This is a genomic window from Bacillus sp. FSL R5-0447 (genome assembly GCF_038606125.1).
In the GTDB taxonomy this organism is placed as follows: Bacteria; Bacillota; Bacilli; order Bacillales; family Bacillaceae; genus Bacillus; species Bacillus velezensis.
In genome coordinates this window covers 2,325,313-2,347,375 of sequence record NZ_CP152012.1, presented here as the reverse complement: position 1 = coordinate 2,347,375, position 22,063 = coordinate 2,325,313, and the positions used below count along the sequence as shown (strand labels likewise).

General features: G+C 45.8%; 29 protein-coding genes. 20 read left to right on the top strand and 9 right to left on the bottom strand.

The features are described 5' to 3' along the window. Positions 1-6 precede the first annotated feature (6 nt). The 9 genes from NYE68_RS11625 to NYE68_RS11585 all read left to right on the top strand — a co-directional run bounded on the left by NYE68_RS11625 (position 7) and on the right by NYE68_RS11585 (position 6,918). Positions 7-696, top strand: a complete 690-nt coding sequence (locus NYE68_RS11625; protein WP_015240035.1) for a CoA transferase subunit A — start codon at positions 7-9, stop codon at positions 694-696. After that, a complete protein-coding gene (locus NYE68_RS11620; protein WP_015240034.1) occupies positions 681-1,376 on the top strand; it encodes a 3-oxoacid CoA-transferase subunit B in 696 nt (231 codons plus the stop codon). The genes NYE68_RS11625 and NYE68_RS11620 overlap by 16 nt, the downstream gene beginning before the upstream one ends. After that, positions 1,342-2,649: a peptidase gene (locus NYE68_RS11615; RefSeq protein WP_148660087.1), complete on the top strand. Its 1,308-nt coding sequence runs from the start codon at positions 1,342-1,344 to the stop codon at positions 2,647-2,649. The genes NYE68_RS11620 and NYE68_RS11615 overlap by 35 nt, the downstream gene beginning before the upstream one ends. After that, positions 2,612-3,484 (top strand): putative beta-lysine N-acetyltransferase, encoded by an 873-nt coding sequence (gene ablB / locus NYE68_RS11610; protein ID WP_033574677.1) that lies wholly within the window; start codon positions 2,612-2,614, stop codon positions 3,482-3,484. Before NYE68_RS11615 ends, ablB begins: the two co-directional genes overlap by 38 nt. Further along, on the top strand, positions 3,481-4,902 hold the full coding sequence (ablA, locus tag NYE68_RS11605; protein WP_031379013.1) for a lysine 2,3-aminomutase: 1,422 nt from the start codon (positions 3,481-3,483) through the stop codon (positions 4,900-4,902). The genes ablB and ablA overlap by 4 nt, the downstream gene beginning before the upstream one ends. After that, positions 4,899-5,177 carry a YokU family protein gene (locus NYE68_RS11600; protein WP_007407940.1) on the top strand — a complete coding sequence of 93 codons (279 nt, stop codon included), beginning with the start codon at positions 4,899-4,901 and terminating at the stop codon, positions 5,175-5,177. Before ablA ends, NYE68_RS11600 begins: the two co-directional genes overlap by 4 nt. Positions 5,178-5,251: 74 nt before the next feature. Further along, a complete protein-coding gene (locus NYE68_RS11595; protein WP_007407941.1) occupies positions 5,252-5,476 on the top strand; it encodes a YozE family protein in 225 nt (74 codons plus the stop codon). Positions 5,477-5,791: 315 nt separating this feature from the next. Then, the gene (locus NYE68_RS11590) at positions 5,792-6,010 is read left to right on the top strand and encodes a hypothetical protein (RefSeq protein WP_039254843.1); all 219 of its coding nucleotides are present in this window, start codon (positions 5,792-5,794) and stop codon (positions 6,008-6,010) included. 227 nt (positions 6,011-6,237) lie between these two features. Beyond that, positions 6,238-6,918 (top strand): hypothetical protein, encoded by a 681-nt coding sequence (locus NYE68_RS11585; RefSeq protein ID WP_014418138.1) that lies wholly within the window; start codon positions 6,238-6,240, stop codon positions 6,916-6,918. Here NYE68_RS11585 and NYE68_RS11580 read toward each other — a convergent pair. Beyond that, complete coding sequence (locus NYE68_RS11580; protein ID WP_012117771.1) at positions 6,915-7,058, bottom strand: hypothetical protein; 144 nt, start codon at positions 7,056-7,058, stop codon at positions 6,915-6,917. The genes NYE68_RS11585 and NYE68_RS11580 overlap by 4 nt on opposite strands. 117 nt (positions 7,059-7,175) lie before the next feature. Here NYE68_RS11580 and NYE68_RS11575 point away from each other — a divergent pair, with 117 nt between their 5' ends. The 3 genes from NYE68_RS11575 to NYE68_RS11565 all read left to right on the top strand — a co-directional run bounded on the left by NYE68_RS11575 (position 7,176) and on the right by NYE68_RS11565 (position 8,414). Further along, positions 7,176-7,349: a YozD family protein gene (locus NYE68_RS11575; RefSeq protein WP_003153696.1), complete on the top strand. Its 174-nt coding sequence runs from the start codon at positions 7,176-7,178 to the stop codon at positions 7,347-7,349. Between the two features lie 73 nt (positions 7,350-7,422). Then, positions 7,423-8,034, top strand: coding sequence for a phosphatase PAP2 family protein (locus NYE68_RS11570; protein WP_025284872.1), 612 nt, complete (start codon positions 7,423-7,425; stop codon positions 8,032-8,034). Between the two features lie 59 nt (positions 8,035-8,093). Continuing rightward, complete coding sequence (locus tag NYE68_RS11565; RefSeq protein ID WP_003153700.1) at positions 8,094-8,414, top strand: YodL domain-containing protein; 321 nt, start codon at positions 8,094-8,096, stop codon at positions 8,412-8,414. A gap of 54 nt (positions 8,415-8,468) precedes the next feature. Here NYE68_RS11565 and NYE68_RS11560 read toward each other — a convergent pair whose 3' ends face one another. Beyond that, positions 8,469-8,594, bottom strand: coding sequence for a hypothetical protein (locus tag NYE68_RS11560; RefSeq protein ID WP_003153701.1), 126 nt, complete (start codon positions 8,592-8,594; stop codon positions 8,469-8,471). Positions 8,595-8,730: 136 nt separating this feature from the next. Between NYE68_RS11560 and deoD the strand changes: the two genes are divergently transcribed. Then, positions 8,731-9,429 (top strand): purine-nucleoside phosphorylase, encoded by a 699-nt coding sequence (gene deoD / locus NYE68_RS11555; protein WP_003153702.1) that lies wholly within the window; start codon positions 8,731-8,733, stop codon positions 9,427-9,429. Between the two features lie 83 nt (positions 9,430-9,512). Further along, positions 9,513-10,331: a M15 family metallopeptidase gene (locus NYE68_RS11550; protein WP_015417648.1), complete on the top strand. Its 819-nt coding sequence runs from the start codon at positions 9,513-9,515 to the stop codon at positions 10,329-10,331. Between the two features lie 43 nt (positions 10,332-10,374). On the opposite strand, the gene NYE68_RS11545 is transcribed toward NYE68_RS11550, so the two are convergent. Both NYE68_RS11545 and NYE68_RS11540 read right to left on the bottom strand, forming a co-directional pair. Then, entirely contained in the window at positions 10,375-10,626 is a 252-nt protein-coding gene (locus NYE68_RS11545) for a hypothetical protein (RefSeq protein WP_007407946.1), read from the bottom strand. Positions 10,627-10,718: 92 nt separating this feature from the next. Continuing rightward, entirely contained in the window at positions 10,719-11,420 is a 702-nt protein-coding gene (locus NYE68_RS11540) for a class I SAM-dependent methyltransferase (RefSeq protein WP_174747116.1), read from the bottom strand. A 146-nt stretch (positions 11,421-11,566) separates the two neighbouring features. Between NYE68_RS11540 and NYE68_RS11535 the strand changes: the two genes are divergently transcribed. Further along, entirely contained in the window at positions 11,567-12,970 is a 1,404-nt protein-coding gene (locus NYE68_RS11535; protein ID WP_015417646.1) for a S41 family peptidase, read from the top strand. 60 nt (positions 12,971-13,030) lie between these two features. Here NYE68_RS11535 and NYE68_RS11530 read toward each other — a convergent pair whose 3' ends face one another. Then, a complete protein-coding gene (locus tag NYE68_RS11530) occupies positions 13,031-13,756 on the bottom strand; it encodes a GntR family transcriptional regulator (RefSeq protein ID WP_015417645.1) in 726 nt (241 codons plus the stop codon). A 249-nt stretch (positions 13,757-14,005) separates the two neighbouring features. On the opposite strand from NYE68_RS11530, the gene bglA reads away from it, so the two are divergent. Together bglA and NYE68_RS11520 are read left to right on the top strand one after the other, a co-directional pair. Beyond that, the gene (gene bglA, locus NYE68_RS11525; protein WP_012117765.1) at positions 14,006-15,448 is read left to right on the top strand and encodes a 6-phospho-beta-glucosidase BglA; all 1,443 of its coding nucleotides are present in this window, start codon (positions 14,006-14,008) and stop codon (positions 15,446-15,448) included. A gap of 147 nt (positions 15,449-15,595) precedes the next feature. Further along, the gene (locus tag NYE68_RS11520; RefSeq protein WP_324636872.1) at positions 15,596-17,074 is read left to right on the top strand and encodes a glycoside hydrolase family 30 beta sandwich domain-containing protein; all 1,479 of its coding nucleotides are present in this window, start codon (positions 15,596-15,598) and stop codon (positions 17,072-17,074) included. 33 nt (positions 17,075-17,107) lie between these two features. Here NYE68_RS11520 and NYE68_RS11515 read toward each other — a convergent pair whose 3' ends face one another. Together NYE68_RS11515 and NYE68_RS11510 are read right to left on the bottom strand one after the other, a co-directional pair. Beyond that, complete coding sequence (locus NYE68_RS11515; protein WP_324636875.1) at positions 17,108-18,598, bottom strand: sodium:solute symporter; 1,491 nt, start codon at positions 18,596-18,598, stop codon at positions 17,108-17,110. Then, positions 18,598-18,798 carry a DUF3311 domain-containing protein gene (locus NYE68_RS11510; RefSeq protein ID WP_003153716.1) on the bottom strand — a complete coding sequence of 67 codons (201 nt, stop codon included), beginning with the start codon at positions 18,796-18,798 and terminating at the stop codon, positions 18,598-18,600. Before NYE68_RS11510 ends, NYE68_RS11515 begins: the two co-directional genes overlap by 1 nt. Positions 18,799-18,983: 185 nt before the next feature. On the opposite strand from NYE68_RS11510, the gene NYE68_RS11505 reads away from it, so the two are divergent. Both NYE68_RS11505 and NYE68_RS11500 read left to right on the top strand, forming a co-directional pair. Then, positions 18,984-19,907, top strand: coding sequence for a ring-cleaving dioxygenase (locus NYE68_RS11505; RefSeq protein WP_251257404.1), 924 nt, complete (start codon positions 18,984-18,986; stop codon positions 19,905-19,907). A 2-nt stretch (positions 19,908-19,909) separates the two neighbouring features. Beyond that, complete coding sequence (locus NYE68_RS11500) at positions 19,910-20,512, top strand: alpha/beta hydrolase (RefSeq protein ID WP_023356960.1); 603 nt, start codon at positions 19,910-19,912, stop codon at positions 20,510-20,512. A 43-nt stretch (positions 20,513-20,555) separates the two neighbouring features. Here the strand turns inward: NYE68_RS11500 and NYE68_RS11495 are convergent, their stop codons facing one another. Further along, positions 20,556-21,164 carry a nitroreductase family protein gene (locus NYE68_RS11495; protein WP_003153727.1) on the bottom strand — a complete coding sequence of 203 codons (609 nt, stop codon included), beginning with the start codon at positions 21,162-21,164 and terminating at the stop codon, positions 20,556-20,558. Positions 21,165-21,293: 129 nt separating this feature from the next. Between NYE68_RS11495 and NYE68_RS11490 the strand changes: the two genes are divergently transcribed. Then, a complete protein-coding gene (locus tag NYE68_RS11490) occupies positions 21,294-21,635 on the top strand; it encodes a winged helix-turn-helix transcriptional regulator (protein ID WP_012117759.1) in 342 nt (113 codons plus the stop codon). A 39-nt stretch (positions 21,636-21,674) separates the two neighbouring features. On the opposite strand, the gene NYE68_RS11485 is transcribed toward NYE68_RS11490, so the two are convergent. After that, on the bottom strand, positions 21,675-22,043 hold the full coding sequence (locus NYE68_RS11485) for a hypothetical protein (protein WP_324636878.1): 369 nt from the start codon (positions 22,041-22,043) through the stop codon (positions 21,675-21,677). Positions 22,044-22,063: the final 20 nt, after the last annotated feature.

Genomic DNA, 22,063 nt, shown 5'->3' with positions numbered 1-22,063 from the left:
GCTGATATGTCTATTTTTCATAAAAAAATCGATATTCATGAAGCAATTGCCGATGTCAAGGACGAATCTGTCATTATGTTCGGCGGTTTTGGGGGAGTGGGTTCACCTCCGTCATTAATCGAAGCGATTTTGGAAAGCGGCGTTAAAGAGCTGACCGTCATCTGCAATGATGCCGGATTTCCGGAAATCGGCATCGGCCCGCTTATCGTTCATAAGCGGGTAAAAAGGCTGATCGCTTCCCATATCGGCTCAAATCCTGTCGCGGGCAGACAAATGACTGACGGAGCGCTTGAGGTGGAATTTTCGCCGCAAGGGACGCTTGCTGAACGGATTCGCGCAGGCGGAGCGGGGCTAGGCGGTATTTTAACTGATATCGGCATTGATAACGCAACCGTTTGTGAAAACAAAGAAACCGTAACGATTGACGGAAAGTCCTATTTAGTTGAAAAAGCGCTGACGGCTGATTTCGCTTTTGTGTCCGCACATACTGCTGATGAATTCGGGAATCTGACGTTTGACAAAACGGCGCGCAACATGAACCCTCTGATGGCTGCGGCGGCCGAAAGAACATTTGCTGAGGCGGCAGAGATTGTGCCTGCCGGCGAACTTGACAGCGAGCATATTGTAACGCCGGGCGTTTTCGTGGAGGGTGTCGTGCAAAGTGAAGGAGTGAAGTGGAAATGGGCTTGGGAATAGCGGAAAGAGAGAGTATCGCGAGGCGGGCCGCCAGTGAAGTTACCTCAGGTATGATTGTCAACCTGGGGATCGGCATTCCTTCTTTAGTGCCGAACTTTCTGCCGGCCGGCATGGAGGTCATGCTGCAGGCGGAAAACGGCGTCCTCGGGATCGGCGGCAGTCCGGAGCGCGGAGAGGAGGATGAGCTTTTATGCAATGCGGCCGGATTTCCTGTCAGTACAGTTAAGGGAGCCTCCTATTTTGATTCAGCTCTGTCTTTTGCCATGATCAGAAAAGGGCTGATAGATATTACCATTTTAGGCGCGCTCCAAGTCAGCAGGACAGGTGATCTCGCCAATTGGCTCGTGCCGGGGAAAAAAGTGCCCGGAATGGGCGGGGCGATGGAGCTTGCCCAAGGCGCGAAAAAAGTGGTTGTCGTCATGAGCCACACCGATCAGAAAGGCCGGCCGAAGCTGGTCGAAAGCTGTTCATTGCCGCTTACAGCAGCGGGCTGTGCAGATCTCATCATTACAGAGAAAGCCGTCATCAGCATAGATGATGGGGCTTTTGTTCTTGAGGAACTGCTGAATGGCACGACCATAGACGATGTCATTCAAACAACGGATGCCGAAATCAGATTGGGAGAATGTTTTCTTAAAAGGGGGCCTGTCCATGGATCAATTAGAAAAGAAAGTCACTGAGTGGGCGGAAGAAAACACAGAAAAAGCGGTAAGCCTGCTGAAACGGCTGATCGGGGAAAAAAGCACGTTCGGCCATGAATTTAACGCACAGGCAGTCGTTTTGGAAAAACTGAGACAGTTTGACATGGATATTGATGTATGGGAGCCGAGTGTCAAACAATTGAAAGAGCATCCTTATTTCGTATCGGAACGCGAAGACTTCCATGAAAGCCCGAATATCACAGCTGTAAAGAAAGGGGCCGGGGGCGGAAGATCACTGATACTGAACGGACATATTGATGTTGTCCCGGAAGGAAATCCCGCCGCATGGACGTATGAACCGTTTACCGCTGTTGAAAAGGCCGGCAAAGTTTACGGCCGCGGGTCAACGGATATGAAAGGCGGCAATACAGCCCTCTTGTTTGCGTTAGAAGCGCTTGAAGCCTGCGGGATTACATTAAAAGGAGATGTTCTGTTTCAAAGTGTCGTAGATGAAGAGTGCGGCGGCGCGGGAACACTGGCGGCTGTTATGAGGGGCTACAAGGCTGACGGGGCGCTTATTCCCGAACCGACTAATTTAAAGCTGTTTGTTAAGCAGCAAGGGTCTATGTGGTTCCGCATTACGGTAAGGGGATTGTCCGCACACGGCGGCACCCGCTATGAAGGGGTGAGCGCCATTGAAAAAAGCCTGCATGTCATCACAGCCCTAAAAGAGCTTGAACACGTCCGCAATGCCCGTATCACAGACCCGCTTTATCGGGACGTTCCGATTCCGGTTCCCATTAATATCGGCACCGTCCAAGGGGGAACGTGGCCATCATCGGTAGCTGACCGTGTGGTGATAGAAGGCAGGTGCGGAATAGCGCCGGATGAAACGCCCGAAGCAGTAAAAGAAGAGCTGGCAAGCTGGCTGAAAGATTTGGAGTACCGGGATGAATGGTTTAAACACCACCCCGCGGAAATAGAATGGTTTGGGGCTCAGTGGCTTCCGAATGATCTCCCGGATGAGCATCCGCTGATTTCCGCTCTGGAATCTTCTTTTGAGAAAATGAAAGGGGCAAAACCGGTTCGTGAAGCGTCCCCGTGGGGAACGGACGGAGGGCTTTTGCAGCACGCGGGACAGACGCCGGTCATCGTCTTCGGGCCGGGAGAAGTCAAAGCGGCGCATCAGGCGAATGAATACATTGAAATCCGGGCGTTAATCGATGCCGTCAAAATCATTTCTCTTTTTATCATGGAATGGTGCGGGGTGGCAGATGGGGGTGACGGAGCTGATAAAGGAACTGAGGGCTGAAAAGGGAGCGGCCGAGATTGATGCAGACCGTTTCAATGAGCGGCTCAGAGTCATTCGTTATGACGGACAGATCACGGCGCTTATTCCGGCCGTTTTGGCAGAAGCAAAGCAAGAAGGAGCCCAAAAGGTAATTTTCTTTGCCAAGCGCGGCGATGAGCCGGAATTTGTCAAGCATCTTTTTATTGTTGAGGGTGTCATAGACGGGTATTACAACGGGCATGAGGCTGTTGTGATGGTGCGCTATTTATCAGAGGAACGGAGACGGTCAGATTCATATGTATCAGAAGATTCGACTGTTGACCGTTTATATGAGACACCGCGGCGGGGACTGACTCAGACAGAAAGCACGCTGATGTTCAGAAAAGCGGCCGAAGATGATGCAGACCGTTTAACGCACTTATATAAACATGTTTTTCTTACCTATCCGACTCCTGTCTTTAATCCCCTTTATATTAAAAAAACAATGAGAGAAAACACCATCTATTATGCCGCATTCGATCAGGATCGTCTCATTGGGGCGGCAAGCGCAGATATCAATCCGGTATTGGGGCACGCTGAAATGACCGATTGCGCGGTTCTGTCAGATTACAGGGGGAACTCCGTAACGGCACACTTGTTTAAAGCGTTGGAGCAGGAACTCGCGGGCCGGGGAATCATCCATCTTTTTTCCTTGGCCCGTGCAGCGTCTTACGGGATGAATGCTGTTTTGTATCATGCCGGATACGGCTACAGAGGCAGGCTTGTGAACAACTGCCGCATTTCAGAAGGGCTCGAAAATATGAATATATGGTGCAAGACTTTACGTTTGGCCATTCATAAGGAGGAATTCGTTTGACAAACAAATGGTTTCAGCCGAAGCGTCATTGGAAGGAGATTGAATTGTGGAAAGATGTGCCGGAAGACAAGTGGAATGATTGGCTGTGGCAGCTCACCCATACTGTAAGAACCGTCGATGATCTGAAAAAAGTCATTCATTTGACCGAAGAGGAAGAAGAAGGCGTCAGGATGTCTGTAAAAACCATTCCCCTGAACATTACGCCTTATTATGCTTCTTTAATGGATCCCGATAACCCGAGATGTCCGATCCGCATGCAGTCCGTGCCGCTGTCAGAAGAAATGCACAAAACGAAATATGACCTTGAAGATCCGCTGTTTGAAGATGAAGATTCACCGGTTCCCGGTCTTACGCACCGCTATCCCGACCGCGTTCTTTTTCTGGTGACAAATCAATGCTCGATGTATTGCCGATATTGCACAAGAAGGCGTTTTTCCGGACAGATCGGAATGGGGGTGCCGAAAAAACAGCTTGATGCGGCCATCGCTTACATCCGGGAAACGCCGGAAATCCGTGACTGCCTGATTTCCGGCGGAGACGGGCTTTTAATCAACGATCAGATTCTGGAATATATTTTAAAAAACCTGCGTGACATTCCCCACCTTGAAATTATCCGGATCGGAACGAGAGCACCCGTCGTATTTCCGCAGCGGATAACGGATAACCTTTGTCAGATTTTGAAAAAGTATCATCCGGTCTGGCTGAACACTCATTTTAATACGAGCATCGAACTGACGGAAGAATCGGTTGCGGCGTGTGAAAAGCTCGTTAACGCAGGTGTTCCGGTCGGTAACCAGGCCGTTATTTTAGCAGGCATTAACGATTCGGTGCCGATTATGAAAAAACTCATGCATGATTTAGTGAAAATCCGCGTGCGTCCGTATTATATTTATCAATGTGATTTGTCAGAGGGGATCGGCCATTTCAGAGCGCCTGTGTCGAAAGGGCTGGAAATCATTGAAGGACTGAGAGGCCACACAACGGGCTTTGCCGTGCCGACCTTTGTCGTCGACGCCCCGGGCGGAGGCGGTAAAATCGCCCTGCAGCCGAACTACTTGCTCTCCCAAAGTCCGGAGAAAGTTGTGATCAGAAACTTCGAAGGGGTGATTACATCTTATCCCGAGCCGGAAAACTATATCCCGAATCAAGCCGACGACTATTTTGAATCTGTTTTTCCGGGAACGATGGCCAAACGCGAGCCGGTCGGACTGAGCGCCATTTTCGCGGACAAAGAGGTTTCGTTCACACCGGAAAATGTATCGAGGATCGACAGAAGGAAAACGTTTACATCCAACCCTGATCATGAAACGCTGAAAGACCGCAGGGAAAAGAGAGATGAATTGAAAGAAAAGAAATTTATTGCACAGCAAAAAAAAGAGCAAAAAGCAGGATCGGAAGTCGGAGGTGAGTCGCCGTGAAGCCATGCGAGTGGTGCGGCAATCAGAAGGCGTCAGCTTGTCAGGCGGCTGTGTACTGGGAGCTTCCTGACGGTACGAGGGCCATAGAAATTACAGAAACACCCTCATTCGCCTGTTCCTCCTGCGGCATGACTTATCAGGAGGAAGCGGTCATAGCGGAAATCGAAAATCAGCTTTTTTTAGTCAATGCAAAAAAATTACCGGAAACACTCACATATCAAGAGCTGATGGAGACAGAACGGATCTTGAAACGGAATTATTTTGACTTCTCCTAGTCTTCTTTTGTTGTAATTTCACACTTGAATTGTATAATAGTACAACAAAAGACAGTCATCAGGAGGGGAAACCCATGAAATCCTTTTATCACTATTTGATGAAATACAGGCATCCCAAGCCGCAGGACGCAATCAGCCAGTTTGCGAATCAGGCATACGAAGATCACGGCTTTCCGAAAACGTCAAGCGATTATCACGAGCTCAGTTCTTATTTAGAACTGAGCGCCGACTATTTAGAAACGATGGCGACATTTGATGAAGCTTGGGAAAAATATGAGACCGAGGTACATCACGCCTGACGAAAAACCGCACATTGTGCGGTTTTTTTCTGTTGAAATCACTCGCTTATGAGGTGCCTTATGATCAAATCCCGCAACGCCGTCCGTTTTGATCAGCACGTAAACAAATCTTCCTGACGGCACGTATCATAATCAGGAAGGAGAAGGTATAGCTGCAGAGTTCACCGGATCAGGCCTGCTGCCGGCGGGGTCCCGGGTAAGGAACCACTTTTCACGGAGAAATAATCAAACATTTAAATGAAGTGAGAGGAATCAAATGATCCATTAGGTAAGACTGATGAGGCACTGACGTTTGGACGGAAAAGGGGATTTTATGTGACAAGGTTGAAGCGGATTGAAGTTGTGGCTTCATTGAAAGCCGAGACGAGTTTGATTGTTTATGATAAACAAGCCATTGCAAATATGCAGCCGGAATTGAGTCTCCATACATCTTCGATGATGTGTTTCACGGCAAATCTTGAACATCACGGCGGTGATATTGTCAACATGCCTTCGGGCCGGGTATTTACCTTTGCGTCATACAAAGACTCATAAAAAATAGAAGCTTTTTGTCTCAGCACTGTTACTGCTCAGTCGATCGAGAGCGGAATGTCATCGGACGCTTCTGTTACGGTAAGTGAAAAAACGCACAAGCATGTTGCGTTTTTTGCCATTTTGAACAGGTGCAGAAATAGATATTTCCTGTGGTTTTCATGCCCATGCGAAATGATGGCGGCCGGCATACGATAGCGTATGACAGTCCGCGGCAAGGGGGAGACAGCATGAAGCCAGATAAACCGAAATTTCAAGTGGGAGACATCGTGGTCGTCGTGATGTACGGAACCGTCGGCACCATTACGAAGGTTCATCAAATTGATAAACATTATCTTTACGAAGTCAATCATAATGAAGTGCTTTATTTTGAATCGTCCATCCAGCTTTATAAGGATTATGAGGGCGTGATCGTCGATATGGAAAAATTGGATATTGAATATGAATTTCTGATCGGCGACGTCGTATATGTAAAGGACTACGGAAAGGAATTATTCCGTGTCATCGGCCACAGAACTGAAATATGGAGATATTTAGAGGATGGCTGGGAGGATATTATTTATGAGCTGACTCGGCTGAAAGACGGAGAGTGGCTTGAAACGGAGGAAGAGGATCTCACGCTGGTTCTGAGAAAATATGAAATGGATCAGTTTGTGCATCAGCTGCTGTTTGTCCACTATGTTGGAGAAGCATCTCATGAGATCGGCGAGGATACCGTCGCGTCTGCTCTTCTTCAGTTTGAAGGCGATGCTGATGATCCCGATACCCTGCATGTGCTGGCGGTATCGATTGTAGATGAGCTGCTTGATATTTATAACGATTATAAGATTCTTTATCATTTGTTCGGTGACGAAGAATATAAAGATATGATGAATTTTGTGCTGGAAAGCCTGCGGGAGCATTTCAGCTAGCCGGCAAAAAAACGGACGGTGACATATAAAAACCAGGGCAGACAGCCGGCAAAGATGACAAACGACATTCCTTTCAGCACTTTTTCCAATACGATATCAAATCCATCTCCGTCCAATAAAGCCATCATTTTCGTCATCATCTTTTCTCCCTCCGGGGCTTGTTTTTTAAAAGTATATGAGCGGACAAAACGTTTAGAACTTTCGGGTATAATTTGAACGGTTTTTTCATAAAACATAAAAAAGGAGGCGGTGTTTGCATGAAAGAAATAGATCTTGTGATTGACACAGAAGAAATAGCTGATTATTTTTACAGTCAGCTTGCTATGCGCGGGTACATACCGAGTGAAGAGGAAATCTTCGAAATAGCCGACATCACCTTTGATTATTTATTAGAAAAATGTATGATAGACGAAGAGCTTGATGAAGACTGAAACTGCGGAACCGAAGTGAAAAAGCTTCGGTTTTTTCAATCAGCTCGGGAGAATGAAACATGGGGGGAAAACGTTGTACAAGCCAGCAAGTCTTTTCGCATTGTTTATTCTGCTCGCAGCAGCGATCCGGATAGAAGCCGTCCGGGTTTTTGATGAGCGTGTCATAGAAGCGGCTGTCAGGATCAGGGCTGCCTGGCTGAATGAATTGATGTTATGGATAACGGAGCTCGGCACGACCGCGGTGCTTTTGCCGCTTCTTCTTTTGACAGGCGCGGCTCTGTATATGTACAAAAAAACGCCGGATGTTGTTTTTTTGCCGCTTCTCTTTCTCATTGAACGGATTGTAAACATAAAAATAAAAGAATTGATTGAAAGAGCCAGACCCGCTTTTGAACCGCTCGTCCATGAAACCTCATACAGTTTTCCGAGCGGCCACTCCATGAATTCGGCAGTGATGTATCCCGTCATCGCTTACTTTTTGATCAAGCATGTTCCGTTTTTCACGAAAAGAAAACGGGCCGTCACCGTCTTTACCGGGGTTCTCGTCATTCTGATCGGATTCAGCAGAATTTATTTGGGCGCGCATTTTCCGACGGATGTGCTTGCCGGATTCAGTCTCGGACTTTGCCTCGTTTCGCTTTTTGCGCTCTTTGACGAAAAGTATCATCCGTTTCGACAAAAATAGAGACAGGAGAAATGAGAAAAAACGCTAATACTATTAAGAAATAAGAGGGAGGGATCTTGATGCTGTTATCGCTGCCCGTGTTTAAAAAAAAGACTTGCGCCTATGATGTGACGATTTTTCAAACACCCCGCTACGGCGAGAAAAAGGGATACAGGGTCGTCTATCGGACAGAGCTGGCCGCTGACAATCATCAAGACGCACTGGAAAGGGCATTTTCTGTTTTTAATGTGCCTGATACGGTCCCAAACGACTATCAAGCCAGATTCATAGCGACCGGAGATGTCATACTCATAGACGAAGGAAGAAAAGGAAAGACCTATTACAGGCTTAACCCTGCGGGATGGAGCAAAATTAACCGGCTGCTCGTCCAGCCGAGGTAAGATGGGGCCGGCTGAATCTTCAGCCGGCTTCCGTATTGTCTGGGAAACACAGTGTTAAGGCTTCCGTTTAGCGGCGGAATGCTCTTTTCCATGCGCTTCATCAGCTGCAATGACGTCTGAAACGGGCACGTGATTGTTCTTTTTCTGGCCGGTCACCCGGTTGCGCTGTTTTTTGCCCATTATGTTCACTCCTTTTTCTTTAGGCTTGTCATCCCGCATATTCTGCCCAAGATCGCCCCAGTCATGCTGATGATTGTCTCTTACCGTTATTCAGTGTACAATGGGTGGGAGTTTGAATAGGCAGGAGGAAAAGGAAATGAGTGTACATATAAACGCAGAAAAAGGCCAAATTGCGGATACAGTGCTTTTGCCGGGAGATCCGCTCAGAGCGAAATTTATTGCGGAAACGTATCTTGAAAATGTGGAATGCTATAATGAAGTCAGAGGAATGTACGGATTTACGGGTACATATAACGGCAAAAAAGTATCAGTTCAAGGCACCGGCATGGGTGTTCCGTCTATCTCTATTTATGTGAATGAACTGATTCAAAGCTATGATGTTCAAAACTTAATCAGAGTCGGCTCATGCGGAGCCATCCGTAATGACGTGAAGGTGCGTGACGTGATTTTGGCTATGACGTCTTCAACGGATTCACAGATGAACCGTGTCGCCTTCGGCAGTGTAGATTATGCTCCTTGCGCAGACTTCGAACTGCTTCATAAAGCGTACCAGGAAGCGCAAAAAAACAATCTTCCCGTAGCGGTCGGAAGCGTATTCACCGCCGATCAGTTTTACAATGAAGACTCCCAAATCGAAAAGCTTGCCAGATACGGCGTTCTCGGCGTAGAGATGGAAACGACTGCTTTATATACGCTTGCCGCTAAATACGGCAAAAAAGCGCTGTCTATCCTGACTGTAAGCGATCACGTATTAACGGGAGAAGAAACAACGGCAGAGGAGCGTCAAACGACTTTTCATGATATGATTAAACTGGCGCTGCATACTGTTTCGTAAACTTGAGATGAGGGTTATGCTGATTAAAGCAGCCCTCTTCTTTATGCATCGCCCTGATTCAAAAAAAGAAAGGTAAGTGTAAAATGAAGAAATCCACTAAATGGTTCTCGCTCGCTGCCGCTCTCAGCGTAACCGCAATCGTGGGAACCGGCTGCAGCATTTCAGGCGGCGATAGCCACAAGGACACAAAAACAGCAGCTGAAACAAAACAATCAGATGACACATCAAGCAAAAAAACAACGAAGGCAGAAAACAGCGATTTTGTATTGGAGAGCAAATATTTTAATGATATTAAAGAAGTGAACGGGCTTGAGACCATTCAAAACCCGACAAATACACTTGCGCTCGTGAATAAGACATACACGCTGCCGGGAGATTATAAACCGAATGATCTCGTGATCCCGAAAGTCGAATTTTCTTTTACTGAGAAAATCGAGAAACGATATATCCGCAAACCTGCCGCCGATGCTTTGGCGAAACTATTCAGCGCCGGGAAAAAAGAAGGTTATGACCTGGTTGCTGTTTCAGGATACCGCTCTTATGACAGACAGAAAGTTATTTTCGATAATGAAGTCAGTCTGAAAGGTGAAAAAAAGGCGAAAGAAGCCGTCGCATATCCAGGGCAAAGCGAACACCAGACGGGGCTTGCCATGGACATTTCCAGCAAAAGCAACGGATATGAGCTGAATGAAGCGTTCGGAAACACGGCGGACGGCAAATGGGTGAAAGACCATGCGTATGAATACGGCTTTATCATCCGCTATCCTAAAGGCAAAGAAAATGTCACAAAGTATGAGTATGAACCATGGCATTTACGCTATGTAGGCAAAAAAGCGGCAAAAGCCATCCATGACCATCAATTAACGCTTGAAGAATATTTTAATGAAGTAAAGAAAGTGTAATAAGAAGAAGCCCGCTTGAAAAATAGAAAGCGGGCTTTCTTTATTACCAGAAGAGTAAACCTCCAAGCGCAAATCCGGTAATGAAACCAAGGCCGATACCGTAGGCTGCTCCCCAGCCTCCCCAGCCTCCCCAATAGCCGAACCCGTATCCTCTGTGACGGCCGCCGACAGGGGCGATATACACTTTGCTGTTAGTCACCCGTACGATTCTTCCGACGTGGACTCTGCCGTTTCGTTCTGTAATTCTTGCTACTTTTCCCTGGTGCTGCCGGCAAAGATGATAATAGTTTTGCATCTTTTCTCCTCCTATCCAACCTATCTTTCTATGTCAGCTTATGATAGAGTGCGGTAAAAAGGTTGGACGAAAACAGGAGGATAATCGCCGTTTTACTTGTAAGCGACAAAAGCGCAGTGTCCCAAATATTCACGGTACGTCTGCATAAGCTCGTAATGAGCCGTCAGCGTATCGTAGTGAACCGGCTGAATAACGGGCGATAAATCCATTTCTGTAGTCGGCTCCTGCGCATTGTTTTCATAAACAGCGGGAATGAAATCCGCTTTCTGAAAGCCTTGCTGAAGCAATCTCTGTTTCCATGCCGTTTCATCCTGCAATACGGTAAAACCGTAGAAGTCTTTTATCTGCGTGATGGCGTTTTCCGGCATGGGCTTTTGTAAAGCAGCTTCAATGCCGATCAGCATACCCCCGGGTTTAAGGACCCGCAGAATTTCAGACAGCGATGAATCAAGATTTGAAAAGGTGAGAACTGATTCGGAAAGAACGGCGGAAAATTGATTTTCAGCAAACGGGAGCCGCTCAAGCTCCGCCAAATAGCCCGGAATGGTTAAGCCTTCAGCGGCAAATCGTTTTGCTGCTTTTTCAAGCATAAGGGGATCCTTATCAACACAGGTGACGGGGTACAGCAGGTGGCCGAGATAAGCGGCCGTCTGTCCCGTTCCGCAGCCGGCGTCAAGAATCGGTTCGCCAGGAGGAGGAGCCGCTTTTGTGAGAACGGCTTTGGAAAAAGCGAGCCCGCCGGGGTGAGCCCCTCCGACTCCGAATAAGGACAGCATTTCTAAATATTTGCTCAAAGGCCGAATCCTCCTTTTTTCCTCAGCATATGTTGAGAGAAAAGCATAGGTTTGGGTAAACGGGAAAGAAGGGCGCCTCACGTTTGAAGTTGACGAATGAGCGTTCGTCTATGATAATAATGTAAGAATAAAAAGGTGGTGTTTTCTTGAAGCGGCAATTTAAACTGTTTTTTATTATATTGATCACCGCGGTCGCAGCCTCGGCGCTTACGCTGTTTATCACGGGCAATACGACCATTTTCGGACAAGGCTCGGCTGCTTTGACGAACAGCAAATTTGAGAAATTCAATAAAGCCTACGAGCAGATTAAAAGTGATTACTATCAAAAAACAGATGACAGCAAATTAGTAGACGGAGCGATAAAAGGCATGATCAGTTCCCTGGATGATCCATATTCTTCTTATATGGACCCGCAGGAAGGAAAGTCTTTTGAAGAAACCATTTCCGCTTCGTTTGAAGGCATCGGCGCACAAGTGGAAGAAAAGGACGGCAGCATCCTGATTGTATCGCCGATTAAAGGGTCACCCGCGGAAAAAGCGGGGGTTAAACCGAATGACCAGATCTTGAAGGTCAACGGCAAAAGCGTTAAAGGCCTTAATGTAAACGAAGCCGTCGCATTAATCCGCGGCAAAAAGGGAACAAACGTCAAGCTCGTGCTGCACAGAGCGGGTGTCGGCGATCTGAACCTGTCGATCAAACGTGACACCATTCCGGTTGAAACGGTGTACTCTGAAATGAAAAAAGGAGACATCGGCGAAATCCAAATCACATCCTTCTCCGAATCGACGGCAAAAGAGCTGAATTCAGCCATTGACAGCCTCGAAAAACAAGGAGCGAAAGGATACATTCTCGATTTAAGGGGCAACCCGGGCGGACTGATGGATGAAGCCATCAAAATGAGCAACATGTTTATCGATAAAGGGAAAAATATCATGCAGGTCGAATACAAAGACGGCACGAAAGAGGTTATGAAAGCGACGAAAGAGCGCAAAGTGACAAAACCGACAGTCGTCCTCGTCAATGACGGCACCGCGAGCGCCGCAGAAATCATGTCGGCTGCGCTGCATGAATCATCGGGCATTCCGCTGATCGGCGAGAAAACGTTCGGAAAAGGAACCGTGCAGACGGCAAAAGATTACAGCGACGGTTCTACCGTTAAACTGACAATCGCTAAATGGCTGACAGCGGACGGAGAGTGGATTCATAAAAAAGGCATCAAACCGCAATATCAGGTTAAGCTTCCTGAATATGCGAACCTGCCGTATTTAGATGCGAAAAAAACATACAAATACGGGGATTCCGGAACCACGGTCACCAATGCGCAAAAAATGCTGAAAGCGCTGGGGTACAGCGTGAATGTAAACGGCACGTATGATAAAGCATTTGAACAAGCCGTTAAACAATTCCAAGCAAAAGAGAAACTGAAACAAACAGGCATTATAACGGGAGACACAACGGCAAAATTGATGACGGATCTGCAAAAACAGCTTGCGGACAACGATACACAAATGAAAAAAGCCGTTGAAACATTAAATAAGAATATGAAATAGTAAAAAACACCCGATGCGCCGCTCGCGCATTGGGTGTTTTCTGTTTGCGAAAAGCCCGTCTTATGTCGTTTCCTGTTCAAAAAGGTGGCTGTTCGCCTGAATGAAAAACTGTGATTGCTCATAGTGATAGGTGACTTTTGAGAAGTCAAACGGCTGGCCGTTGGTTAAATGAAAAATCGTTTCAACGCAAAGCTTAGGCGCTCCTGTAAACAGGCCTAAGTACTCCGCTTCTTCCTCATTTAACATCCCCGCGTACAGATATAAATCTGAAAAACCGCGCTTTAATCCGAGACCTTCTCTAATATAATCAAATATTGATTCTGCCACGATCTCTTTATTCAAATACGTAATAATCGATTTGTTGTAAAATGACTCTTCGATACACAATGTCAGCCCGTCAATATATCGGATTCGCTTGACATAATACACGTCGCCGTCAGGCGGCATATTCAGATTTTGGGCAGCCTCAGGCGTGGGTTTTCTCACTTCCAGCGCTAATAATTTGGAAGTGACATTAAAATCTTCCAGCGATTCTTTAAATCCCTGATTAGAAAGCAGACTGATATACCCTTTTCTTTTATTCCGTCTGACAAAAATGCCGCTTCCCCTCACTTGAAACACAATCCCCTTTTTTTCTAATAAATCTAAGGACTTGGTGATCGTGCTTTTGCTCACGTTAAACCGGGTCATTAAGGTTTGCAGCACAGGCAGTTTATCCCCTTGCTGCAGCTGATGTTCTTCTATGTATTTTTCAATATCTATCGCGATTTGCTGGTATTTTAACATATACATTCCTCATTCATTTATTGTCCCGCTTCTTCCAGAATTATAGCATAATCGTTTTTAAAAGCCATTTCGTAAATTAACTATAATTGTTTATGTATTGATAAATTATACCGGTACAATTATAATGTAAACGTATAATATGAAAATGAAGGCAGGAATTCTTCTGCACTTGCGAAGCGGATGCTTGAAGCGGCTGCAGTGCATTTATTCGGCATGCAAGCGGCAGTCAAATAAAGGAGGATATAAACGATGGGGACATTGCCAAAAGATTTTTTATGGGGAGGCGCTCTGGCCGCCCACCAATTTGAAGGGGGATGGAATAAAGGCGGCAAGGGACCGAGTGTAGTGGACGTTATGACAGCAGGTGCGCATGGTGTGCCCCGGAAAATAACAGATACAATTGAAGAGCGGGAATTTTATCCGAATCATGAAGCGATTGATTTTTATCATCGTTATAAAGAGGACATCGCATTATTCAGCGAGCTGGGTCTGAAATGTTTAAGAACGTCCATCGGCTGGAGCAGAATTTTTCCTAAAGGTGATGAAGCCGAGCCCAATGAGGAAGGATTGGCTTTTTACGACCGGGTGTTTGATGAATTGCTGAAACATGGGATTGAACCGGTAATCACGTTGTCACATTTTGAGATGCCGCTGCATTTGGCGAGAGAATACGGCGGTTTCAGAAACAGAAAAACAGTCGGATTTTTTGTAAAATTCGCTGAAGTGTGTTTTGAACGCTATAAACATAAGGTGAAGTATTGGATGACGTTTAACGAAATCAATAATAAGATGGATGTGAATAATCCTATCTTTTTATGGACGAACTCGGGCGTCGCCGTCAAAGAAAACGAAAACGCAAAAGAAGTCATGTATCAGGCCGGCCATCACGAACTGCTGGCAAGCGCATTGGCTGTTTCGAAGGGAAGAGACATCAATCCCGAGTTCAGGATCGGCGCGATGGTATCACATGTTCCGATTTACCCGTACTCATCTCACCCCGACGATGTGATGCTGGCTGAAGAAACGATGAGACAGCGTTTTTTCTTCCCGGACGTGCAGGTTCGCGGATATTATCCAAGCTATGCGTTAAAAGAGTTTGAAAGAGAAGGCTATCAGATACACTTTGAAGACGGTGATGAAGAGATTTTGAAAAACGGCCGAGTGGACTACCTCGGATTCAGCTATTACATGTCTACAACCGTAAAAAGTGATGTATCAAACGATAATACCGGGGATGTCGTAAACGGAGGATTGCCAAACGGCGTGGAAAATCCTTATATTACAGCGAGTGATTGGGGCTGGGCGATTGACCCGACCGGTTTACGATACACATTAAACCGCTTATACGACCGCTACCAGATTCCGTTATTTATCGTGGAAAACGGATTCGGCGCCATCGACACATTAGAAGAGGACGGTTCAATTCATGACACTTCAAGAATTGAATATTTATCGTCACATATAAAAGCTTTGAAAAAAGCAATCACATATGATGGTGTGGATGTAATGGGCTATACACCATGGGGAATTATTGATATCGTGTCATTTACAACCGGAGAAATGAAAAAACGCTACGGCATGATTTATGTTGATCGGGATAATGAAGGCAACGGTTCAATGAGGCGGCTTAAGAAAGACTCATTTGAATGGTATAAAAAAGTGATTGAAACAAACGGCTCATATGTATCTTAAAGGTTTAAAAAGGGAAGGCTTCACCGTTGTGTGAAGCCGGCTTTTTATCAGTAATTTTGAAAGCGCATTCATTTAAGCGGGAAGGAGGTGACTGTCCGGCTTTTCATTTAGAATCGCTTATAAAAATAAGGAAAGGGATGGTGGTTCATGTTTTTTAAAAAAGGTCTGCACATGACGCTGGTTTTTCTTATGTTTTTCTTTTTCATATCAAGCAGCATGGAAACCGAAGTGTATGCAGCTGATCGGAAGGCTTCAGACAAAAACAAAGTAAGGGTGTGGTTCAGTTCTGAAAAAGATCCGGCTTCCCGTACGTGGTATGACGGGCCGCTAGAAGTGAAATACGCCTTAGACGAACAAACACCGCTTACATTGACAAAAAAGAAGACTTCTGACTCCGCCGCTGTGTATATTGATCCATCGCGCCGCTATCAAAGTGTGTTAGGCGTAGGATCGTCCCTGGAAGAATCCACAATCCATAATTTATCAAAAATGACACCCGCAAAAAGAAAGGAAGTGCTGAAAAAACTCGTTGATCCCAAAGATGGTATCGGAATGGACGTTATGCGCATAACGATCGGGACATCTGATTTTACGGCACAGGAATTTTATACGTATGACGATATGCCTGAAGGCCAAACAGATCCTAAGCTCCGTCATTTCTCGATCCAAAAGGATATTGATTTACACATTACAGCAACCATCAAGGAAGCGCTGGCGATAAATCCGGAACTGAAAATCATTGCCTCACCGTGGAGCCCGCCGGCTTGGATGAAAACGAATGAAAACCTTAAGCGGGGAATGCTGAAAGATAAATATATCGGCGCACTGGCCGTTTACTTCCGCAAATTTATTGAGGCGTACGAAAAGCAAGGAATTCCGATTTATGCCATGACCCTTCAAAATGAACCTTTGCTGGAAATCGACTATCCGAGCATGTATATGCCGCCGTCTCAGCAGCGCAAACTGGCACTGGCCTTAAAAAAAGAAATGAAAAAACACATAATTGACACGAAAATTTGGATTTATGATCACAATGCGAGCGGGGCGTGGAACTATATTCCGCCGATTTTAGATGATAAAAAAGGAAACCGGGCGGCAGACGGCATCGCTTTTCACGATTATGACGGTGATCTTTCCGTCATGTCGGAGATCGGAAAGAGATATCCTGATCAATCTATTCACTTAACGGAGCGGTCTGTCTGGGGGACGGCAGGGGCGGACCGGATCGCGCAGTATTTCCGCAACGGCGCGTCGAGCTACAATGCGTGGGTGACGATGCTCGACAGTCAAATCAAGACGCATCATTGGATAGGCATCCCGGACCCGACGCTGTTTATTCAGGATGCTAAAAACCCTGACCGCTATTGGAATATCCCGATCTTTCATATGACAGGCAACTTTTCAAAATTTATCGACCGGGGAGCAAAGCGGATAGAAAGTAATTACGGCTCCAAAAACACAGTCTCGAATGTATCGTTCCTTAATCCTGATCAATCCATTGTGACAGTCGTAATCAACCAGACATCCGCCGATCAAAAATTCCATGTCGTTTCAGAAAATCGGCAGTTTGAAGCCGTCATCCCGGCTAAAACCGTGGCTACCTACAAATGGAAGCGGAAAAAGTAAAAACCGGCACATATACGTGCCGGCTTCTTTCTGTTAAGCGCCTTTTTGGTTCAGTTGATCAGAAGGCGCTTTATTGAATAAACCGTCTTTGACGGCGTTTGAAGCCGCTTTTTTTACAAAAAACGGGTTAAGGATAATAACGGCTGCCATGTTAGCGGTCAAACCCCAAAAGCCTTCATATATACCGTGGGCGGATTGGGTGATATTTACCGTGAATGTCACGATAAGACCGACGAGAAGACCGATAATTGTCGCTTCTTTCGTTTGATTCTTCCAAAACAGACTGACGGCGATAGCCGGAAAGATCTGAACCATGCCGGAAACACCGAGAAGCTGAAGGGTAACGAGCGCAGTCGGGAACAGCATGCCGAATAAAAGCGCGAGCCCGATGACGACAAATACCATTGAACGGGTGATCATCGTCAGCTTGCTTGGTGACACATTCGGGTGAATCAAATCCCGATATAAGTTATTCGCAAATAAGTTTGATGCTCCGATGGCCATGATAGAGCAGGGAATCAATGACGCAAGAGCAATCGTGGAGTAAGCAAAGCCCTGCGCGACTCCGCCGTAAGACGTTTGAATCAGCTTCAATAAAGCGAGCCGCGGATTGGTATCTTCCGGCAGGACAAGAAACGCGATAAAGCCGAGAAAAATAACAAGAATCAAAACAATATTATAAAGCGGCAGAAACATGCTGTTTTTGCGGACGGCATCTGCGCTTTTTGCCGTAAATACGCCGGTTGCCGCATGCGCCCACATAAAGAGCGCCAGCGCAGATACGATGGAAGCTGTGATAAACCAAGGAATTCCTTTCGACCCCGAGTCCGGAATCGTCAGCATTTGCGGCGCTTTTTCAGCCAAAGTGTGAATCATCGGCGTCCAGCCGTGAAAATGGATCAGCGGGAGTGAGACGACCATAAACAGCATAATCACCCACACGAGAATGTCTTTAATAATCGCCGTAAACGTCGGCCCTTTAATTCCGCTGAAAAAAGTATACAGCGCTACAAGAATAAAAGAGATGATGACGACCATATTGACATTAATGACACCCGTTCCGGCCACCTGAAGCGTATCTTGAATTCCGCTCAGCTGGAGACAAATATAAGGAATGAGCATAAGAACGCCGACAATGGCGACAAGACTGGCCAAAAGTTTACTGTCAAAACGCTCACGGGCATAATCGGCAAGCGTCGTTAATTTGTGTATTTTTGCCACTTTCCACAGCTTCGGCAGAAAGAAATACGCGATAAAATACGCCAAAACAGAATACGGAATGGCAAAAAAAGCAACGCTTCCCCCTGTGTAGGCAGTGCTTGTTAAGCCTAAAAACGTATAAGCCGTATAGAGATCCGCGCCGACTAAAAACCAGACGAGGAGCCCCCCGAACCGTCTGCCGCCGACAGACCATTCCTCAACAGAAGTGCGTGATGATTTGTCTCTCCCGGCTATAAAGCCGATACAGACAACGGTTAAAACGATGACGGCTGTAATGATCAATGCTGTTATATTTGCGGGCATCAGTCCAGTCCTCCTTGTTTCTTCTGCAGCCTATAAATAAGAAACGAACATAATGGAGTGACTGCGATCCATAAAAGCAGCCAGAAATGAAAAAAAGGCAGCCCGATAATGATCGGATGAACCCGATTAGCGACTGACAGCAGGGCCAGCTGGCTGAAAGGGATTAAGATGAGAACGAAAATTAGTGCTTTTCTGACCATTTACTTTCCTCCTGAAACTTGATAATGCTCCTTATCATAGCAGGTGTCAGATAAGATCACAAGATATTTTTCAGAAAAAAAAGAATTCTATTACTTTTTTAACTGAAACACTTTAGTTGCATCTTCATTCATATTAAATTAGAATAGTTAATATCTCGAAATCAAGATATTTAGGAGTGAATACATTGAATACACAAGGATTGCACCATGTTACCGCATTTGCAAAAGATCCTGCTGAAAATCTTCGGTTTTATACTGAAGTGCTGGGTTTGCGGCTCGTTAAAAAAACCGTTAATTTTGACGACCCGGCCACTTATCACTTTTATTTCGGCAACCAAAACGGAGAGCCGGGTACGATCATTACATTTTTTCCTTTTCAGGGAAGCCGCCCGGGAACCGTGGGAAAAGGGCAGGCCGGAAGAATTTATTTCTCCGTGCCGAAAGGAGCACTCGCGTTTTGGAAGCGCCGGCTTGAAGAAAACGGCTTGTCTGTAAAAGAACAGATCATGCTGTCTGAACAAGTGCTTCTCTTTAATGATACAGAAGACCTGCCGCTTGCCATAATGGAAGATGAAAGAAGCGGACAGAGTGAATGGACTCCTGCGGGCATTACTGAAAAAGAAGCGATCACAGGCATGAGAGGTGTTCTTCTGTACTCGTACCGTCCTGAAGCAACCATTCAATTTCTCATAGAACGCTTCGGTTATTCAAAGACAGGAGAAGAACAGCAGATTGTCAGGCTGCAATCGGAGGCGCGGATCGGACATATTATAGATGTTGATCTCGCGCCGAAAGAAGCAGGTATCGGCGGTTACGGGACGGTTCATCATGTCGCTTTCCGCACTAGCGAAAAAGAGCAGGCGGAATGGAAGGATATTCTTGCTGATTCTCATCTTGCTTCATCTGACATTCTTGACAGGTCTTACTTTACATCAATCTATTTCAGGGAAAGCGGCGGCATTTTATTTGAAATGGCAACCGATGAACCGGGGTTTATGACGGATGAATCCTTTGAAAATCTCGGAACAGAGCTGAAGCTTCCGGAATGGCTGGAAGAGCATCGCAGCCAGATTACAGCTGTTCTGCCCAAAATGGAGAAAGGAGAATGATGATGAAACATGTGTTTGAACAGGGAACGTCAGAAAATGTTCTGCTGCTTTTGCACGGAACGGGAGGAAATGAACATGATCTTCTGTCGCTCGGACGTTTTATCGATCCGAACGCAAGTCTGCTCGGTGTCAGAGGATCAGTGTCGGAAAACGGCATGCCCCGTTTTTTTAAGCGGCTGAAAGAAGGCGTATTTGACGAGAAAGATTTAATTGAACGGACGGAAGAATTAAAGAATTTTATTGATGAAGCGGCGCAAATGTACGGATTCAGCAGAGAAAACGTGATTGCTGCCGGCTATTCAAACGGCGCCAATATTGCAGCAAGTCTTTTGTTTCATTATAAAGATGTACTGAAAGGAGCGGTTCTGCATCATCCGATGGTGCCGATACGCGGAGTGAAGCTGCCTGATATGGAAGGGATGCCTGTGTTTATCGGTGCGGGAAAACGCGATCCCCTATGTACAAAAGAAGAATCGGAGGAGCTTTATCAGTATCTGACAGATGCCCATGCATCCGTTTCTCTTGTTTGGCAGGAAGGCGGTCATCAGCTCACACAGCAGGAAGCAGAGCAGGCACGAACCTGGTACAGTGAGCGATTCCTATAAAAAACCCTTAGTCTGCTTAAGCGGACTAAGGGTTTCTTTCATCTTACAGCCAAGTTGACACTTTAGATACAGGCAGCCGGTTGCTTTTATGCGCCGGCTTAACGGCTTTACCGATTGAAATCAGCATGACGGGCACGAAACGCTCGCTCACGTCGAATTCCTTAACGAATTGCTCTTTATTGAATCCGCCGATCGCGCAAGTGTCGTAGCCTTTTGCTTTAGCGGCTAGCATCAGCTGCATCGCTGCTAAAGAAGCGTTTAAAAATGCTGAATCACGGGCAAACTGATCATTTTGGTATGCACCGTTAATCTGGCCTAAAAGCGTTTGTTTAATCTCTTCTGTGATATTGCCTTGCTCAGCCAGTTCAGCATAAACGTCTTCACCATTTTCATTTGCTTTTAAATCGCCTAATACGGCAATAACTGCTGATGAATCAATAATCTGTTTTTGATTAAAAGCAACCGGAAGCAGGGCAGCTTTTGCTTCATCACTGTGAAAGACTTGAAAATGCCAATGCTGAAGGTTCCAGGCGGAAGGCGCTTGCGTTGTGATTTCAAGGAGTTCTGTTAATTCCTCTTTTGTAATGACCGCGTCTTTATCGTATTCTTTAACAGATGCGCGTTCCTTTAAAACGTCTAATACGGATGTCATCATGTTTCCTCCTTCGGATAAACGTGTTATCATAATAGAAAAGTTAGAAGCTTACTAAATGTAACTCGAAAACTAATTTTAATGGATCACAAAAAACTTGTCAATTCATAGATGAAGGGATGAACTCACGTGGGATATACAATGTGTCCTAAAATGGAATCCGCTTTTTCTCTTTTGGGAAAGCGCTGGAACGGCCTCATTATCCATGTACTGATGGACGGGCCGAAACGATTTAAAGATATGACCGAAACGATACCGACAATCAGCCAAAAAATGCTCGCGGAGCGGCTCAAAGAGCTGGAACAAAATGAAATCGTCGAGCGTCAGGTGCTGCCTGAAACACCTGTCAAAGTCATTTATAAACTGACTGATAAAGGCTTGGCCCTGCAAGCCGTTTTTCAGGAAATGCAAAAATGGGCAGACAGTTTTTGCGAGCCCGGGGGATCTGCCAACGACACATGTGATGAATAACAAAGGCTGCCCAAGGCAGCCTTTTCTTAATGATCATGTTTACTCGTCATAAAAACCATTAATATCAAAATTGTTCAGATTGAGGTTCAAGCCTTTTAATTGCTTTAATAAAGCATCAAATGTAAGGAAATGATCATTTTTACATTCCTCCGGAACATCATTTGGAGAAAATAGTTTCATTCCTCCCTCAATCCACTGTTTCCGGTATAACTGAAATGCCGCTTCAATTAAATGATCAGGCGTTACAATAAACCCTAAGCTTACGTCATGGTCTTCTCTGTAGCCGAATTCAAACCCGCAGCAGGGGCAAATATCAAATGTTTTTTGATATTCGCCGTTATAAACGGGACTTGTCTCTAATCCTTTAAATCCGCATATTAAACAAGGATACAACTCACTAACCAACATACATCCCTCTTTTATTCAGT

Excerpts from the sequence above, each read along its gene's own strand:
- NYE68_RS11625 (WP_015240035.1), top strand. The coding sequence starts at position 7 with ATGTCTATTTTTCATAAAAAAATCGATATTCATGAAGCAATTGCCGAT.
- NYE68_RS11620 (WP_015240034.1), top strand. The coding sequence starts at position 681 with ATGGGCTTGGGAATAGCGGAAAGAGAGAGTATCGCGAGGCGGGCCGCC.
- ablB (WP_033574677.1), top strand. The coding sequence starts at position 2,612 with ATGGGGGTGACGGAGCTGATAAAGGAACTGAGGGCTGAAAAGGGAGCG.
- NYE68_RS11595 (WP_007407941.1), top strand. The coding sequence starts at position 5,252 with ATGAAATCCTTTTATCACTATTTGATGAAATACAGGCATCCCAAGCCG.
- NYE68_RS11585 (WP_014418138.1), top strand. The coding sequence starts at position 6,238 with ATGAAGCCAGATAAACCGAAATTTCAAGTGGGAGACATCGTGGTCGTC.
- NYE68_RS11580 (WP_012117771.1), bottom strand. The coding sequence starts at position 7,058 with ATGATGACGAAAATGATGGCTTTATTGGACGGAGATGGATTTGATATC.
- NYE68_RS11575 (WP_003153696.1), top strand. The coding sequence starts at position 7,176 with ATGAAAGAAATAGATCTTGTGATTGACACAGAAGAAATAGCTGATTAT.
- NYE68_RS11565 (WP_003153700.1), top strand. The coding sequence starts at position 8,094 with ATGCTGTTATCGCTGCCCGTGTTTAAAAAAAAGACTTGCGCCTATGAT.
- NYE68_RS11560 (WP_003153701.1), bottom strand. The coding sequence starts at position 8,594 with ATGGGCAAAAAACAGCGCAACCGGGTGACCGGCCAGAAAAAGAACAAT.
- deoD (WP_003153702.1), top strand. The coding sequence starts at position 8,731 with ATGAGTGTACATATAAACGCAGAAAAAGGCCAAATTGCGGATACAGTG.
- NYE68_RS11550 (WP_015417648.1), top strand. The coding sequence starts at position 9,513 with ATGAAGAAATCCACTAAATGGTTCTCGCTCGCTGCCGCTCTCAGCGTA.
- NYE68_RS11545 (WP_007407946.1), bottom strand. The coding sequence starts at position 10,626 with ATGCAAAACTATTATCATCTTTGCCGGCAGCACCAGGGAAAAGTAGCA.
- NYE68_RS11530 (WP_015417645.1), bottom strand. The coding sequence starts at position 13,756 with ATGTTAAAATACCAGCAAATCGCGATAGATATTGAAAAATACATAGAA.
- bglA (WP_012117765.1), top strand. The coding sequence starts at position 14,006 with ATGGGGACATTGCCAAAAGATTTTTTATGGGGAGGCGCTCTGGCCGCC.
- NYE68_RS11520 (WP_324636872.1), top strand. The coding sequence starts at position 15,596 with ATGTTTTTTAAAAAAGGTCTGCACATGACGCTGGTTTTTCTTATGTTT.
- NYE68_RS11515 (WP_324636875.1), bottom strand. The coding sequence starts at position 18,598 with ATGCCCGCAAATATAACAGCATTGATCATTACAGCCGTCATCGTTTTA.
- NYE68_RS11510 (WP_003153716.1), bottom strand. The coding sequence starts at position 18,798 with ATGGTCAGAAAAGCACTAATTTTCGTTCTCATCTTAATCCCTTTCAGC.
- NYE68_RS11500 (WP_023356960.1), top strand. The coding sequence starts at position 19,910 with ATGAAACATGTGTTTGAACAGGGAACGTCAGAAAATGTTCTGCTGCTT.
- NYE68_RS11495 (WP_003153727.1), bottom strand. The coding sequence starts at position 21,164 with ATGACATCCGTATTAGACGTTTTAAAGGAACGCGCATCTGTTAAAGAA.
- NYE68_RS11485 (WP_324636878.1), bottom strand. The coding sequence starts at position 22,043 with ATGTTGGTTAGTGAGTTGTATCCTTGTTTAATATGCGGATTTAAAGGA.